Source organism: Paenibacillus sp. XY044, from assembly GCF_002257645.1.
In the GTDB taxonomy this organism is placed as follows: domain Bacteria; phylum Bacillota; class Bacilli; order Paenibacillales; family Paenibacillaceae; genus Paenibacillus_AQ.
On sequence record NZ_NQMO01000002.1, the window covers coordinates 403,788 to 418,451 of the forward strand.

Annotated in this window: 14 protein-coding genes; 8 read left to right on the forward strand and 6 right to left on the reverse strand. The window is 55.5% G+C overall.

The window, feature by feature from the left end; translation table 11 throughout:
* Window positions 1–16 precede the first annotated feature (16 nt).
* The 3 genes from CJP46_RS10305 to CJP46_RS10315 form a co-directional block, all read right to left on the reverse strand.
* On the reverse strand, window positions 17–781 hold the full coding sequence (locus CJP46_RS10305) for an SDR family oxidoreductase (RefSeq protein WP_094595516.1): 765 nt from the start codon (window positions 779–781) through the stop codon (window positions 17–19).
* A gap of 177 nt (window positions 782–958) precedes the next feature.
* A complete protein-coding gene (gene cysK / locus CJP46_RS10310; RefSeq protein WP_094595517.1) occupies window positions 959–1,882 on the reverse strand; it encodes a cysteine synthase A in 924 nt (307 codons plus the stop codon).
* Window positions 1,883–2,025: 143 nt separating this feature from the next.
* Window positions 2,026–2,760 carry a YwaF family protein gene (locus CJP46_RS10315; protein WP_094595518.1) on the reverse strand — a complete coding sequence of 245 codons (735 nt, stop codon included), beginning with the start codon at window positions 2,758–2,760 and terminating at the stop codon, window positions 2,026–2,028.
* Window positions 2,761–2,939: 179 nt separating this feature from the next.
* On the opposite strand from CJP46_RS10315, the gene CJP46_RS10320 reads away from it, so the two are divergent.
* From CJP46_RS10320 to odhB, 3 genes are all read left to right on the forward strand, one after another.
* Window positions 2,940–3,827, forward strand: coding sequence for a DUF72 domain-containing protein (locus tag CJP46_RS10320; protein ID WP_094595519.1), 888 nt, complete (start codon window positions 2,940–2,942; stop codon window positions 3,825–3,827).
* Between the two features lie 270 nt (window positions 3,828–4,097).
* Window positions 4,098–6,968 (forward strand): 2-oxoglutarate dehydrogenase E1 component, encoded by a 2,871-nt coding sequence (locus tag CJP46_RS10325; protein ID WP_094595520.1) that lies wholly within the window; start codon window positions 4,098–4,100, stop codon window positions 6,966–6,968.
* 5 nt (window positions 6,969–6,973) lie between these two features.
* Window positions 6,974–8,245 (forward strand): 2-oxoglutarate dehydrogenase complex dihydrolipoyllysine-residue succinyltransferase, encoded by a 1,272-nt coding sequence (gene odhB, locus CJP46_RS10330; protein ID WP_094595521.1) that lies wholly within the window; start codon window positions 6,974–6,976, stop codon window positions 8,243–8,245.
* Window positions 8,246–8,517: 272 nt separating this feature from the next.
* Here the strand turns inward: odhB and CJP46_RS36505 are convergent, their stop codons facing one another.
* Window positions 8,518–8,679, reverse strand: coding sequence for a hypothetical protein (locus CJP46_RS36505; RefSeq protein ID WP_163878816.1), 162 nt, complete (start codon window positions 8,677–8,679; stop codon window positions 8,518–8,520).
* Between the two features lie 136 nt (window positions 8,680–8,815).
* Between CJP46_RS36505 and CJP46_RS10335 the strand changes: the two genes are divergently transcribed.
* Together CJP46_RS10335 and CJP46_RS10340 are read left to right on the forward strand one after the other, a co-directional pair.
* Window positions 8,816–9,436, forward strand: a complete 621-nt coding sequence (locus tag CJP46_RS10335) for an NUDIX hydrolase (RefSeq protein ID WP_094595522.1) — start codon at window positions 8,816–8,818, stop codon at window positions 9,434–9,436.
* Between the two features lie 30 nt (window positions 9,437–9,466).
* Window positions 9,467–10,396: an AEC family transporter gene (locus CJP46_RS10340; protein ID WP_094595523.1), complete on the forward strand. Its 930-nt coding sequence runs from the start codon at window positions 9,467–9,469 to the stop codon at window positions 10,394–10,396.
* 28 nt (window positions 10,397–10,424) lie between these two features.
* On the opposite strand, the gene CJP46_RS10345 is transcribed toward CJP46_RS10340, so the two are convergent.
* Complete coding sequence (locus CJP46_RS10345) at window positions 10,425–10,697, reverse strand: SemiSWEET family sugar transporter (RefSeq protein WP_094595524.1); 273 nt, start codon at window positions 10,695–10,697, stop codon at window positions 10,425–10,427.
* 111 nt (window positions 10,698–10,808) lie between these two features.
* On the opposite strand from CJP46_RS10345, the gene CJP46_RS10350 reads away from it, so the two are divergent.
* Window positions 10,809–11,105 carry a DUF6509 family protein gene (locus tag CJP46_RS10350; protein ID WP_094595525.1) on the forward strand — a complete coding sequence of 99 codons (297 nt, stop codon included), beginning with the start codon at window positions 10,809–10,811 and terminating at the stop codon, window positions 11,103–11,105.
* A gap of 86 nt (window positions 11,106–11,191) precedes the next feature.
* Window positions 11,192–11,731 carry a hypothetical protein gene (locus tag CJP46_RS10355; protein ID WP_094595526.1) on the forward strand — a complete coding sequence of 180 codons (540 nt, stop codon included), beginning with the start codon at window positions 11,192–11,194 and terminating at the stop codon, window positions 11,729–11,731.
* Window positions 11,732–11,904: 173 nt separating this feature from the next.
* Here the strand turns inward: CJP46_RS10355 and CJP46_RS10360 are convergent, their stop codons facing one another.
* The gene (locus CJP46_RS10360; RefSeq protein WP_094595527.1) at window positions 11,905–12,456 is read right to left on the reverse strand and encodes a hypothetical protein; all 552 of its coding nucleotides are present in this window, start codon (window positions 12,454–12,456) and stop codon (window positions 11,905–11,907) included.
* A 336-nt stretch (window positions 12,457–12,792) separates the two neighbouring features.
* Here CJP46_RS10360 and recQ point away from each other — a divergent pair, with 336 nt between their 5' ends.
* The gene (gene recQ / locus CJP46_RS10365) at window positions 12,793–14,646 is read left to right on the forward strand and encodes a DNA helicase RecQ (RefSeq protein ID WP_094595528.1); all 1,854 of its coding nucleotides are present in this window, start codon (window positions 12,793–12,795) and stop codon (window positions 14,644–14,646) included.
* Window positions 14,647–14,664 lie beyond the last annotated feature (18 nt).

Below are 14,664 nucleotides of genomic sequence, written 5' to 3' on the forward strand. Positions count from 1 at the left end.
GCGGCAAAGCTCCCCGTTACAAATGCGTTCCGCCGCTTGCGTCCAGCAGCTGACCCGTGATCCAGCGGCTGTCGTCCGAAGCCAGGAAGGCGGCGATATCGGCAACATCTTCCGGCTGTCCCCACCGTTTGAAGATCGAGAAGCCCGCGCCGAACTCGCGGCCTTCAGGCGTCTGCAGCGTCTCGGCATTCATCTCGGTCTCCACGAATCCCGGCAGTATCGCATTGATCGTAATTCCACGGGGGCCAAGCTGCGTCGAGAGGTTCAGGGTCAACGAATTGATCGCCCCTTTCGACATGCTGTAGGCCGGGATCACAGGCAGGGAGATCCGCGTCGTCGCGGACGAGATGTTGATGATCCGACCGCCGTCCCGCAGCCGCGGCAGTGCTTGCTGAATGACAAAGAACGGGGCTTTGACGTTCACGCTCATCACCTCATCGAAGGCCTCCTCGGTCGTTGCCTCGATGGGAAGCGAAAGGCCGATGCCCGCATTGTTCACAAGGATATCCAGCCCGGGGTCGCCTGTTCGTTCCCGCAGGAGGCCGTCCAGGGCTTCATACATCCCGGGGATGCCATTAACGGATCTGAAGTCCGCCCCGAGCAGCAGCGCCGTTCCGCCCTGCTGCTCGATCTCGCGGGCGACCGCCTCGGCGGCGGAGCGGTTTTGGCCGTAATGGAGAACCACCAGCGCTCCCTCGGCGGCCAGGCGCAGTGAGATGGCGCGGCCAATGCCGCGGCTCGCTCCGGTAATCAGTGCCGTTTTTCCAGTCAATCTATTCATGCAGCTTCAACTCCTCATCGGTTTAACAGGCTATCTGCCTGCTTGAGTCATTTATAGCATGAGAGGGGTTTCGCAATGTTGCTCTCCTATTCGGGCATACGCACATCTCGTCCGATGCACACAAAAAGGCATCAGCCGGCTGTAAATTCCGGTTGATGCCTTTCGATTGGTGCACGATTAAAAGATGCCCATGCTCAGATACCGCTCTCCGGTATCCGGGGCAATGCACAGTACCCGTTTGCCGGGTCCCAGGCGCCGGGCTACCTGCAGCGCGGTCCACACGGAAGCGCCGGAGGAGGGGCCGACCAGGATGCCCTCTTCGGCGGCAAGCCTGCGCGCCGTCCGGATGGCGTCTTCGTCGCTGACCTGAAAAATTTCGTCATAGACGTCCACATTCAGAATCGACGGAATGAACCCGGGGCTGGTGCCCACCAGCTTATGCGGACCCGGCTGGCCGCCGGACAGCACGGGCGAGCCTTTCGGCTCGGCGACATAGATGCCGATGCCGGGGAGTCTCTCCTTCAGCATTTCGCCCGTGCCGGTAATGGTTCCGCCGGTGCCCGCCGTCGCGACGAAGGCGTCCAGCCGACCATCCATCTGCTGCAAAATTTCCAGCGCCGTCGTGCGGCGGTGGATATCCGGATTGGCGCGGTTCTCGAACTGCTGGGGAATAAAGCTGCCTTGGATTTCCCGGTGCAGCTCCTGAGCCCTGCGGATGGCACCGGGCATTCGCTCCGCTGCCGGCGTCAGCACCACTTCGGCCCCATAAGCCTTCAGCAGGTTGATCCGCTCCTTGGTCATGTTGTCGGGCATGACCATAATCGCCCGGTATCCTTTGGCCGCCGCATTCATGGCCAGCCCGATGCCCGTGTTGCCGCTCGTCGGTTCGATAATGGTCGAGCCCGGCTTCAGCAGTCCGTCCTGCTCCGCCTGTGCAATCAAGTTATATGCCGCACGGTCCTTGACGCTGCCGCTCGGGTTGAAGTATTCGAGCTTTACGTACACGTCGGCATCCTGTTCTCCCGCCAAACGGCGGAGCTTGACCGCCGGAGTGTCTCCGATGAGCTCGGTAATATTTTGCACAACTTTCGGTCCAGTCATGGGGTACATCTCCTTGTCAGTTCTTCAGCCGGTACACAGCTTCTAAGCTTTCCGTTCATTATAGAACTTCGGCAGGGAGATCACAACGCCAAAGGCGAGAGGGATATACCGGCGGGGGCGAACTTTAAGAGGCCGAGGCGGGTTTAAAGGGCGCTTTTGTCCCCGGCTTTGGCTGCGGACATTTTGGATATTTTCGCGGGCAGGACAAAAAACAGCAGCTGCATCCATACGAAAATCAGCAGGGCGATTCCTTCTTCCGCCAGCAAGTAAAAAGGGTACGGACCGAGAAAGTCCAGAATCGAAGCGGTCGGCGGCTTGTGCATCAGAAACATATAGTTGGAACCCAGCATCCAGTTGAAGGCACCTACTCCAAATGCCAGGACGTTCAGAAAAACCATCGTCCATCCGATGGATTTCCAGGTGGGCTGAAACTTTTCAACCCATGTCATGTACAGGGATGCGAGAATGATGAGCATATGCGCCGCGAAGAATTGGAAGAACCGGAAGTGAGGGTAGGCAAAAACCAGGCTTGGGGTGATGAGGGCCTGAAGAGCGCCGCCGATCCCGGCGAAGAACAGGATTTGATAGAGGAAGCGGCTGCGGACGGCCAACATGATTACCGAGAGCAGCAGCGTAATGCTGCACAGCTCGAGCGGCAGCGTGGACTTGATGTTCCAGTAGCCTTCTGTTATGTTCCATATGTCGAGTGCGATTTCGGAAGCGATCAGACAGGCGATGATCATATAACGGACCGTCTGCCTGGCCGGCATGCTGTCCTGAAGGCGGATTCTGCCCAGGAAAAGCAGGATGCAGGCGAGCACGAAGACCGTCAGCGCAGCAAGGTGCGGGCCGGAAAACATGACGAACGAATGGCTCATAAATTCATGCTCCTTTGCTACTGAGGATCGTAAAGCTGATGCATATCTCTTATCATATCCACTTTTTGGAATATCGCAAGATCTGAAGGAAGCCTTGCCCAATCGGGTATAGGAATGATAAGCGGATTTTATACTTGGAAAATTATTGTTGGTCAATACTAATGATGGAGTCGATGGCTATGGATGAGACGATAACCCCTGCCGAGCGGGTTCGGATCGGACTTTCCGGCTGGGGTGATCATGACGACATTTACGAAAAGGGAACCAAGACTGGGGAGCGACTGGGCAAGTACGGCAAAGTGTTCCCCATCGTGGAGATGGACAACTCCTTCTATGCGACACCATCGCCGGAGCGCATGGAGAAATGGGCTGTTCAAACGCCGGAGCCCTTCGGTTTTTTGGTGAAGGCCTACCAGGGAATGACCGGACATGCGCGGGGCAAAAGCCCTTATCCCGATTCCAGGACGATGTTCGAGTCTTTCCGGGAGTCGGCGGAGGTGCTGCGCCAGGCAGGCAAGTTAAGCGCCGTGCTGTTTCAGTATCCGCCGTGGTTTGACTGCGAGCGCAAGCATGTTGACATTTTGCGCCGGACCCGTGAATGGATGGACGGGTTCCCGCTGGCACTGGAGTTCCGCCATCAGAGCTGGTTTGCCGGCGAGATGAGGGAGAAGACGCTGGAGTTTATGCGGGAGGAAGGATGGATCCATACCGTTTGCGACGAGCCACAGGCCGGAGAAGGATCGGTGCCGCTCGTTCTGGAAGCAACCCGTGATGACGTATCGCTGGTGCGGCTGCATGGCCGCAACGCTGCGGGATGGCACTCCAGCGGGCAGCCCAATTGGCGGGAGGTCCGGTATTTGTACAGGTACAGCGACAAGGAGCTTGAGGAATGGAAGGAGCATATCGGGAAATTGCTGGAGAAGGCCCGGGAATGCTGGGTCATTTTCAACAACAATTCGGGCGGAGATGCGGCAGACAATGCAATTCAGCTGATGGACAAGCTCGGCATGAAGACCCCGGAGAAGCCGCCGGGCCAGCTATCGCTTTTTGGAGAAGGGGAGCTGTAAATATTGTCATATGAGCTGTAAATACTGTCATATGCGAGAATGGGATACAAGCTTAATCGATCTGTTTTTTAGATGATAACTATATTAAATGGTTATTTCAGGTATGGCTCCGATTTGTTTATAATAGAAAGTGAGCCGCTTACATTTTCGTGAAATGGCTTACATGCATTGATTGTTCAGATTTCCGTCCAATATATAGATTGATAAATGAAGCGGTTTATTCATTCTATATGACTATTAAAAAATCAAGGCGGAGGTATCACGTTAACGATGATAACCAATAAGAGAGACGAGCAAACGCAGGGGGCTTGGGAATCGTACTACGGGCCGAATCTGGGGTACGTCCAGGAACAGTACGAACGTTATGCAAATGATCCGGAATCGGTGGACGAAACATACCGTAAAGTGTTCCAGCTGTGGGGGGCGCCGCCGATGGCGTCTGCCGTGCTGGAGCCGGCTGCGGCACCGAAATCAGTCGCTTTGGACGGCAACCTGCTGAAGAAAGGCGTTGACGCAGGCAAGCTGGTGTGGAACATCCGCACTTATGGACACCTGGCGGCAGACATTGATCCGCTGGGCATTCTCCCCAAAGCCGACACCAGGGTGCTTGAGCCAGAGCAGTATGGGCTGAGCCAATCCGACCTGGAAGCATTTCCGGCTTCATTGATTTGGGACGGTGCTCCCGATAACGTGAGAACTGGCTGGGAAGCCATCCAGAAACTGCGTCAAACATATACAGGAACGATTGCTTACGAATTCAGTCACGTCCATGAAGTGGAGGAGCGCGTATGGCTTAACCGTCAGGTCGAGAACCATGCCGTGGCTCCTTTGAACGCAGAGCAGAAAAAGGCGCTGCTGGAAAGACTGGTGGAAGTGGATCAATTCGAGGAATTTCTTCACAAAACCTTTGTCGGGCAGAAGCGCTTCTCCATCGAAGGAACCGACACGATGGTTCCGATGCTGGATGAGTTTGTCCGCAACATGGTGGACGAAGGCGCGGAGCATGTTTTGATGGGCATGGCCCACAGGGGCCGTCTGAACGTGCTGGCCCACGTGCTCGGCAAGCCTTACGATAAAATTTTCGCGGAATTCCATCACTCCCCAAACAAGAAGATGTTCCCTTCGGAAGGATCGATGGGCATTAATTTCGGCTGGACCGGAGACGTGAAATACCATCTGGGCGCGAATCGCACGGTTGAGGGAGCGAGCGACGTCAAAGCGAAGATCACGCTCGCGAACAACCCGAGCCATCTGGAATACGTCAATCCGGTGGTCGAGGGTTTTGCCCGCGCGGCCCAAGAGGACCGCACCGAGCCGGGATATCCGCAGCAGGACGTGAACAAAGCTGCAACAGTGCTGATTCACGGGGACTCGGCATTCCCGGGCGAAGGCATCGTGGCCGAAACCTTGAACTTCAATAAGCTGCCGGGTTTCCAGAACGGCGGAACGATTCATATTATTGCGAACAACAACATCGGCTTTACGACGGAGAGCAAAGACTCCCGTTCGACGCACTACGCAAGCGACCTGGCGAAAGGTTATGAAATCCCGATCGTTCACGTGAATGCCGACGATCCCGAAGCCTGCATCAACGCGACGCGCCTGGCCAGTGAATACCGCAATAAGTTCAAGAAGGACTTCCTGATTGACTTGGTCGGCTACCGCCGCTATGGCCACAACGAAACGGACGATCCGGATACGACTCAGCCGCTGGTATACCAGAAGGTGAAGAGTCATCCGCGGGCCGCCGCCATTTATGCGGATGTTCTAATCAAGGAAGGCGTGATCAGCAAGGAGGAATCCGCGCAGGTCATCCAGCAGGTCCAGGAACGTCTGAAAGCGGCCTATGACCGGATCAAGGACAAGGAACAGGATCCTGCCAACTCGCACCACCAGACGCCGGCCGAGGAGCGGATCGCCAAGATCAAGACGGCCGTGCCGATCGGCAAGCTGCGCAAGATCAATAAGGATCTGCTGAGCCGTCCGGATGACTTCAATGTCTATCCTAAGCTGCAGCGTATTCTGGAGCGCCGGGAAACCGCTCTGAACGACGGGGAAAAGGTGGATTGGGGTCTTGCAGAGACGCTGGCATTTGCCTCGATCGTCGCGGACGGCAAGCCGATCCGTCTGACCGGTCAGGACGCCGAGCGGGCCACTTTCGCGCACCGGAACTTGGTGCTGCACGATACGAAGAACGGCTCGACCTACTGCCCGATTCATCATCTGCCGGAAGCCAAGGCTTCCTTTGCGATCTATAACAGCCCGCTGTCCGAAGCATCGGTGCTCGGATTCGAATACGGGTACAACGTGTACTCACCGGAAACCTTGGTCATTTGGGAAGGCCAATACGGTGACTTCTCCAACGTGGCACAAGTGATCACCGACCAGTTCATTTCGGCCGGCCGCTCCAAGTGGGGACAGAAATCGAGCCTTGTGATGCTCCTGCCTCACGGCTACGAAGGCGCCGGACCAGAGCACTCCAGTGCCCGTCTGGAACGCTTCCTGCAGCTCGGCGGGGAAGAGAACTTTACGGTGGCCAACGTTACAACAGCGGCTCAGTACTTCCATCTGCTGCGTCGTCAAGCGGCGCTAACGGAAAGCGATGATGCGCGTCCGCTGATCATGATGTCGCCGAAGAGCTTGATCCGTAATGCCCGCGTGGCATCCAGCGCGTCCGAATTCGCCCAAGGCTCCTTCAAGCCTGTGCTGGAGCAGCCTGGTCTGGGTGGACGTCCGGAGCGCGTGGAACGCATCGTTCTGTGCAGCGGCAAGATTGCCGTTGAACTGGAAGAAGCGCTGGAGAAGAGCGGCGAGGCGAACGAATGGCTGCACATCCTCCGCGTGGAGCAGCTGTATCCGTTCCCTGAGAAGGAAGTCGCCGGCATTCTGGCCCGCTTTACGAACGTGAAGGAAATTTTGTGGGTACAGGAAGAGCCTGAGAACATGGGAGCATGGCGCTACATCGAGTCCAAGCTCCGCAAAGTAGCGCCGAAGGATACGCCAGTGAACTACAACGGCCGTCCGGAACGCTCCAGTACGGCGAGCGGCTTCCAACAAGTGCACGCCTTTGAACAGCAGCAAATCGTAGCGGCAGCGTTGAATCAAAAATCCATTAAACATAACATCACTCTGGGGAGGTAGCGGCAGTGAGCGATATTACAGTACCGGCAATGGGAGAATCCATCACAGAAGGAACGATTTTTAAATGGCATGTGGAGGAAGGCCAGGCAGTCAGCCAAGGCGACGTCCTCCTCGAACTTGAAACGGATAAGGTCAATTTGGAAATCAGTGCCGAAGAAGACGGCGTGTTGGAGAAGATTCTGAGAAAAGACGGGGATACGGTTCAAATCGGTGAAGTGATCGGACGGCTCGGCACCGGCGGCGGTGCCAAACCGGCATCCGCACCGGCAGCGAAGGAAGAGGCGCCGCAGGCTCAGCAGCCTTCGGCACCGGCAGCAGCACCAGCCCAACCGGCAGCGCCGGCAGCAGCCGAGCCTGCACGTTCCGGCGAAGGCGAAGGTTACCTCGCCGCATCGCCAGCGGCACGCAAGCTGGCTCGCGAGCAGGGCATCGACCTGGATCAGGTATCGAGCCGTGATCCGAAAGGCCGCATCTATACGGACAACGTGAAGAACCATGCGGATGCACCGGCGGCGCCACAGGCTGCTGCACCGGCACCGCAGGCAGCCGCTCCCGCAGCGGTTTCCCAGCCGGGCAAACCGGCGGAACGCACGCGCATGTCCCGCCGCCGCGCGACGATCGCCAAACGTCTGGTGGAAGCGCAAAGAACGGCCGCCATGCTGACGACCTTCAACGAAGTGGACATGACGGCGATCATGGACATCCGCAAGCGCCGCAAGGATGCTTTCAAAGAGAAGCATGAGATTGGTCTCGGCTTCATGTCCTTCTTCACCAAAGCGGTAGTAGGTGCGCTGAAGAAGTTCCCTCACCTGAACGCGGAGATCGACGGGGAAGACATTATCGTGAAGAAATACTACGATATCGGTATCGCCGTTTCGGCCAAAGAAGGCCTCGTTGTTCCTGTCGTGCGTGATGCCGACCGCCTCAGCTTTGCCGAAATCGAAAGAGATATCGCCACGTTGGCCAGCAAGGCACGCAGCAATACGCTGGCGCTGTCCGAGCTCCAAGGCGGAACGTTCACGATCACGAACGGCGGAACTTTCGGTTCCCTGCTGTCCACGCCGATTCTGAACGCGCCGCAGGTCGGTATTCTGGGGATGCACAACATCCAGCTTCGTCCTGTCGCTATCGACGCCGAGCGGATGGAGAACCGCCCGATGATGTATATCGCCCTGTCCTATGACCACCGGATCGTAGATGGCGCTGAAGCCGTACGCTTCCTGGTGACGATCAAAGAGATGCTGGAAGATCCGGAATCTCTGCTGCTCGAAGGTTAATAACAGAATTTACCCAAATAGATACAACGAAACGGACTGCCTGCAGGCAGTCCGTTTTTTCGTGCGTGCTGGAAGGGATAAACGCCTGTCCATGACCCGCCGGTGGGAAAATAGGCTGAAGACGCAGGGGGACGAACACAAATAAAGCAGAAGCACCCCTCGGGTACCTCTGCCGTGATAGCAAATGCGCTTGCGGTATTCTTTTGGAAAAATTGTTCAGATTCACCCGAAGGCATGGTACTATCAAAATACGCGCCCCACGGTCTTCTATGTTAACAAGATAAGGGATGGATCGATGTATTGTTGAGGCGTTCCAGCTTGCGTATAATTTCCTTCTGCCACCGGGTGTCTTGCAGCTGCTTCGCCAGGTTTAAAAGGTCAAGATAATCGTCAACCCGCAAGGATGCGTATTTCTGATCAGGGGCTTTCACCATGGTCGTCGACTCCTTATGATATGTTAATGAATGATGACTTGAGAACATTGTATCACACATTCATTCTCAATGATAATCTTTCTCAATAATTTATTTGAAAAAATGGTGAATTCCATGTACAGGAGGAGACCTGCCGATGAACAAACCGCTGAAATGGCTGGAATGGGCCAAACAAATCCAGGCTGTGGCCCAGACAGGGCTGGCATACTCGCGGGACGTATACGACCTGGAACGCTTTGAGCAGCTTCGGGCACTGAGCGTAGAAATCATGCGGGAGTACACGAATGTCGAGACCGAACTGCTGACGGCGCTTTTTGCCGGGGAAGGAGGATATGCCACGCCGAAAGTGGATGTGCGCGGGGTGATTTTTCAGGGAGACCAAATTTTACTCGTCCGCGAAAAGGCCGAAGGGGAATGGTCGCTGCCGGGCGGCTGGGCGGATATCGGGCTGTCGCCTTCCGAAATTGCCGTAAAGGAGGTTCGGGAGGAGTCCGGTTTTGAGGTGACGCCAACCCGGCTGCTGGCCGTGCTCGACAACCTGAAGCATAATCCGCCGGGTCCGTATCACGTGTATAAAATATTCATCGCATGCGAAATCTCCGGCGGCGAAGCGGCTGAAGGGGTGGAGACGAGCGGCGTTCAGTTTTTTGCAGAGGACGACCTTCCTGTCCTATCGCAAATCCGTAATACGGATGAGCAGATCAGCCTGATGTTTGAACTGATGCGTCATCCGGAGAAGGCGCCGGTATGGGATTAAACATAGGATAAAGACAGGAAAGGATTACATATGCTGCAGACGTTTTTGACTACAGTGTACCAGGTGTTCCTTCCGATATCGCTGCCGGTGATCGGAGGGGCGCTGATCAAGCATTTTAAACCGATCGATACTAAGCCGATTTCTACGCTGTCCCTGTACCTGCTGAGTCCCGCGCTTATTTTTGAAACGTTGATCGGGGCCGACATCAGCTACGGTGAGATTACGGATACCGTTCTGTTCACGGTCCTCAACATGCTGCTGTTGTGGGGGATTGCCGTAGGGATTGGAAAGATTTGGTCTCTACCGGCTGCCGAGCGATCGGGCCTCACGCTAACGGCGCTGTTTACGAATTGCGTCAATTATGGCCTGCCGCTGGTGCTGTTGGCTTTTGGGCAAGCGGGATTGGATAAGGCTTCGGTGTACGTCATACTACAGATCATCATCGTTAATACGCTGGGCGTGTATTTTGCCGCACGGTCGCAGTTTTCGGTAAAGCAGGCGGCGCTGTCGATCTTTAAATTGCCGTCCATCTATGCGGCCGTGCTTGCCGTGATCTGCCGGACGTTGCATGTGGAGCTGCCGCAGGAGCTGAATCAAGGAATTTCGATGATTTCTGGCGCGTATTCCTCGGTGGCGCTGTTTATCTTGGGGGCGCAAATGGTAAGCGTAAGAAGCGGGAAGACGGCTTATACGGAAGCGATGAATAAAGCCTTTTACGCCGGACTGGCGCTACGTTTGGTCATTTCGCCGGTGGTATCCGCGCTGCTGCTGTACCTGCTTGGCATTCAAGGCGTGTTGTTCAACGTCATGCTGGTGCTCAGCTCCATGCCGGCCGCGGTGAATGCGGTCATTTTGGCCGAGCAGTTTGATGCGGCGCCTAAAGTCGTGACCCGGTGCATCTTGTGGACGACGCTTGCTTCCTTTGTGCTGCTGCCTTTGATGATCGGGTGGCTGGGGTGAGGGGGCAGGAAGTTGCCTTGGCTTTGGGCTACGGCCGCTTGCGGTATTTTAATATACAGCCGATCATAATAAGCATCAGTACAAGCGACAGCGTATTGGTGATCAGAAACGGAATGCCGACGCCGGCCAGCGCGATATGAACGGCATAGACCTCCATCAGACCGATGCCGGCCACAAGCGAGCCGAACGTTTTCAGGCTGAGATCCGCAACCGACTTGGTTCGAATGACTTGTATAATTTGCGGAATCCAGCCGAACGCCAGAATAAACCCGCCGATGAGCTGCATGACTGCATAAATCATGGCTAACGCCTCCCTTAATGAGGCTATTATATGCCCGGCGGGTCCGTGTCCGTGAATGGACCGGGACAGGTCTGGTACAATAAAGAACAGGATGAATGAAAGGATGACAACATGCTGACGATAACCGAATACGAAGCGGAGAAGGTCAAGGACCCGTTCCGCATTCTGCAGGGAACGCGCTATGAATTCAAGCTCGACATCGAGGTGCCTGATGACGATGAGCTTTTTACGGAGAACGGCCTATATGTCCGGGTTATTTACAAGGTCGACGAAGATCAATCCGCGATCGTGAAATACGAAATTTACGAGAAAACGACGGGGCAATACCTTGATTTTGACCTGGAAGAGGACGAAGTGGAGCTTCTCGAAAACTTCTGTCGGGACCATCTGGACGAAGTCGACGAATAACTTCGCGGACCGGCGTATCTTGGAGTAATCACGTCATCCGCTGCCGGGTACATTACATATAGAAACGAATCTGGGGAGTGATGAGGATGAAGCATACGGTACAAACGGTTCCCTATGGGTACGAGCCTCCGGTGCAGAAGCGCAAAGGTACGCTCATTTATTACGATACGTTTGAAGAGGTGGATGAAGCCGCTCTGAATGAAGCGGAGTCGCTTGCCGGCGTGCTGTCCTTTTCCAAACTGGTGCTGTATCCGCTGCATGAGGAGACGGTGCGGAGAATGACCAAGGAACCGGTCAGCACGTATTACAAACGGGAGAAACGACTGGAAGCCTGGAGGTCTGAAGGACACGGGAAGACGGTCATCGAGGACTGGGAGGGCCGCCGAAAAAAATACACGCCGGTGGAAGCCGCTCTTCGGCATCTGACGGAGAAATATCCTGCGCCGCATTTTCTGCTGATGTCGCCGGATATGGCGAATCTGTTTGCGAGCTACAGCTCCTTCGGGGAGTGGATCGTCAAGCTCCGGCTGCTGCTGACGGAGGAGCCCGAGGCGATTCATCCAAAACTTGCGCAGTACAGCCACCGCTGGGATACCGCCGCGGCGGCCATCTCGAAGCAGCGCTGACCTGATCAGCCGCGTCCGATCGATATGGCGAGCTTCGAATCGCTTCAAGGGGCAGATCCTCAAAAGCTGAATATCGAGATATAAGCGGCAGTGCGCTGGTGCATATGACTCCGTCGATTTGGGGGTGCTCCTGGCGGGCTGCCGTATTCTTTTCAGGTCATGATCAAGCGGCTTTAGTCGTAACCGCCCTCAGCCGCCGGCAAGGCTTGATAGGCCACTTTGCGCTCCACGATGGATTGGATGAAATTCCTTAATTTCAACAATGCAATGGCATCATCGGACAGTTCACAATTTCGGTCAGTCCACGAGAACGATTCTGTTTTGCCGTCGACGGTTATCGTCCACTCGTCTTCATTGCTTGGCGACTTGGAGCAATTTTGACTTTTAGCTAATTTCTTCGAGGCCATGATGCTTATTTCTCTCATTTTGCTGTAGATCCCGCGCATTTCATCTTGGGTAAACTTGAGATGAGCCGTTGCCGCACCTTTGCTTATTAAGTCTTTCGTTACGGTTCCTTGAAAAGTGTTTATTTCGTTTTTAGAGATATCGCCATAACCAAAACGGACAATGAAATTAAAATCATCCGGCATGGCTTCAGGCATACCGGCCTCCTGATCTGCAATCTCTGCTGGCGTTGCATGGTTGCCTTTGTCTAAATCAGACTCAAGAGAGCATCCCGCTAGGAACGTCAAAGCGATAAGCAAAAATAAAAACCCTCTTTTCATTGCACTCCATCCCTCCCAACTTACCTATTATGACGAGAACCGGTCGGGATGAGTTGCATCCATTTTCCTGCTTAAGCTGCAAACCATCGCCTGTGCCCATCTATTTTGCCAAGAGGAGGTTCACTCACAGCACAAGTAAAATCCTCTCCTCACGGTTGCTCATTCCCGGAAACCCCGGTAAACTTATAATTGGACTGAATAAAGTTACTTTCGTTGTCATAACGTTTCTTTTCGTTTCTTTTCCATAAAGGCCGAAGGGTTGAGTTAAGAAACGTGGCGAAGCCTTATAGCATGCTTGGGCCGCCACTGAATTTGTATCGTTAGGAGTTCTTATTTATGAGTGTGGAGACCCCTTCTTTGGAACGGGCACAGGAAATGCTGCAAAAATATTACGGCTACCCGGACTTTCGGGAAGGCCAGAAACATATCGTATCCAGCCTCCTACAGCATCAGGACACGCTGGGCATCATGCCGACGGGCGGAGGCAAGTCGATCTGCTATCAGATTCCGGCGCTTTTGCTGCCGGGTCTGACCTTGGTCGTATCGCCGCTGATCTCCTTGATGAAGGATCAGGTCGACGCGCTGACAGCGATGGGCATCGCTGCCGCGTACATCAACAGCACGCTGACCGGCAAGGAAGTGAACGAGCGGATCCGCGCGGCCAAGCGGGGGGAGCTGAAGCTCCTGTATGTGGCGCCGGAGCGGCTTGAGCTCGATTGGTTCCGCGACGAAATGGCTTTGCTGGAAATTTCCTGCGTGGCCGTCGACGAAGCCCACTGCGTGTCGCAGTGGGGGCATGACTTCCGGACGAGCTACCTGTCGGTAGCTCCGTTCGTGGAAGGGCTGCCTGAGCGGCCCATCCTGGCTGCTTTTACCGCGACGGCCACCCCGGAAGTGACCAAGGACATGGTCCGCCTGCTGCGCCTGCGGGAACCGGAGGTGTTCGTCACGGGACTTGGCCGGGACAATCTGGCCATGTCGGTGCTGCGCGGGGAGAACAAACGCGATTTTGTCATGACCTATGCCGAGGCGCACAACAGCCAGCCGGGGATCATATACGCGGCGACGCGCAAAGACGTGGACGATTTGTACCAGCGTCTGAGCAGCGTGGGCTTAGCCGCAGGCCGCTATCACGCAGGGATGAGCGATGAGGAGCGCGCAGCCAGTCAGGAGGCTTTTTTGTATGACGACATCCGGGTGATGGTCGCAACCAACGCATTCGGGATGGGCATCGACAAGTCCAACGTCCGGTACGTCATTCACTACAACATGCCGAAAAATATGGAGGCTTACGTCCAGGAGGCCGGACGCGCCGGCCGGGACGGTGAGCCGAGCCAGTGCATTCTGCTGTTCAGCCCGCAGGATATTATCACGCAGAAGTTTCTGATCGAACAGAATCCGCAGGAAACCGACCGCAAATCGAACGATTACCGTAAGCTGCAGCAGATGGTCGACTACTGCTACACGACCCGCTGCCTGCGCAGCGCGATGCTGGACTATTTCGGCGAGTCCCATGAGGACAAGCCGTGCGGCATCTGCAGTTCCTGCACGGATGAGCGCGAGCTGATCGATATGACAGTGGATGCGCAGAAAATTTTCTCCTGCATCCACCGGATGCGCGAGCGCTTCGGCGTATCGCTGGTAGCGGCGGTGCTGAAGGGATCGCGGAACAAAAAAGTGCTGCAGTACGGCTTTGACAGCTTGTCGACCTACGGGACGATGGCGACCCGGACAGAGAAGGAAATTTCCGAAATCATCAACGTGCTCGCTTCGGAAGGGTACCTGGCGCTCTCGGAAGGCCAGTACCCCGTGCTGCGGCTGCAGCCGCTGGCGGCCGAGGTGCTGAAGGGCCAGCGGCAGGTGCTTCAGCGCACCGCCCGTCCGGCGGCACCAACGGCCAGCCGAAGCTCCCGCAGCCGCGACGGATCGCCGTCAGCGGTCAACGAGACCGTGTTCGAGCAGCTGCGCCTGATCCGGCGCGAGCTCGCGGGCAAGGAGCATGTGCCGTCGTATATTATTTTCAATGATGCGACGCTGCGCGAGATGAGTGTGGTATGTCCGCAGACCGAAGATGAAATGCTGAATATTAAAGGCGTCGGCGAGGTCAAGTACCGGAAATACGGCAGACCGTTTCTTGATTTTTTCCAAAACCAGAGCGATGATGCCTACGCCGGCGGATATGATGAATAAGAAGAAGGTCGTGAACCA

Bases quoted from the DNA above. Each gene is read 5' to 3' on its own strand.
- CJP46_RS10305 (WP_094595516.1), bottom strand. From the start codon at position 781: ATGAATAGATTGACTGGAAAAACGGCACTGATTACCGGAGCGAGCCGC.
- cysK (WP_094595517.1), bottom strand. From the start codon at position 1,882: ATGACTGGACCGAAAGTTGTGCAAAATATTACCGAGCTCATCGGAGAC.
- CJP46_RS10315 (WP_094595518.1), bottom strand. From the start codon at position 2,760: ATGAGCCATTCGTTCGTCATGTTTTCCGGCCCGCACCTTGCTGCGCTG.
- CJP46_RS10320 (WP_094595519.1), top strand. From the start codon at position 2,940: ATGGATGAGACGATAACCCCTGCCGAGCGGGTTCGGATCGGACTTTCC.
- CJP46_RS10325 (WP_094595520.1), top strand. From the start codon at position 4,098: ATGATAACCAATAAGAGAGACGAGCAAACGCAGGGGGCTTGGGAATCG.
- CJP46_RS36505 (WP_163878816.1), bottom strand. From the start codon at position 8,679: ATGGTGAAAGCCCCTGATCAGAAATACGCATCCTTGCGGGTTGACGAT.
- CJP46_RS10335 (WP_094595522.1), top strand. From the start codon at position 8,816: ATGAACAAACCGCTGAAATGGCTGGAATGGGCCAAACAAATCCAGGCT.
- CJP46_RS10340 (WP_094595523.1), top strand. From the start codon at position 9,467: ATGCTGCAGACGTTTTTGACTACAGTGTACCAGGTGTTCCTTCCGATA.
- CJP46_RS10345 (WP_094595524.1), bottom strand. From the start codon at position 10,697: ATGATTTATGCAGTCATGCAGCTCATCGGCGGGTTTATTCTGGCGTTC.
- CJP46_RS10350 (WP_094595525.1), top strand. From the start codon at position 10,809: ATGCTGACGATAACCGAATACGAAGCGGAGAAGGTCAAGGACCCGTTC.
- CJP46_RS10355 (WP_094595526.1), top strand. From the start codon at position 11,192: ATGAAGCATACGGTACAAACGGTTCCCTATGGGTACGAGCCTCCGGTG.
- CJP46_RS10360 (WP_094595527.1), bottom strand. From the start codon at position 12,456: ATGAAAAGAGGGTTTTTATTTTTGCTTATCGCTTTGACGTTCCTAGCG.
- recQ (WP_094595528.1), top strand. From the start codon at position 12,793: ATGAGTGTGGAGACCCCTTCTTTGGAACGGGCACAGGAAATGCTGCAA.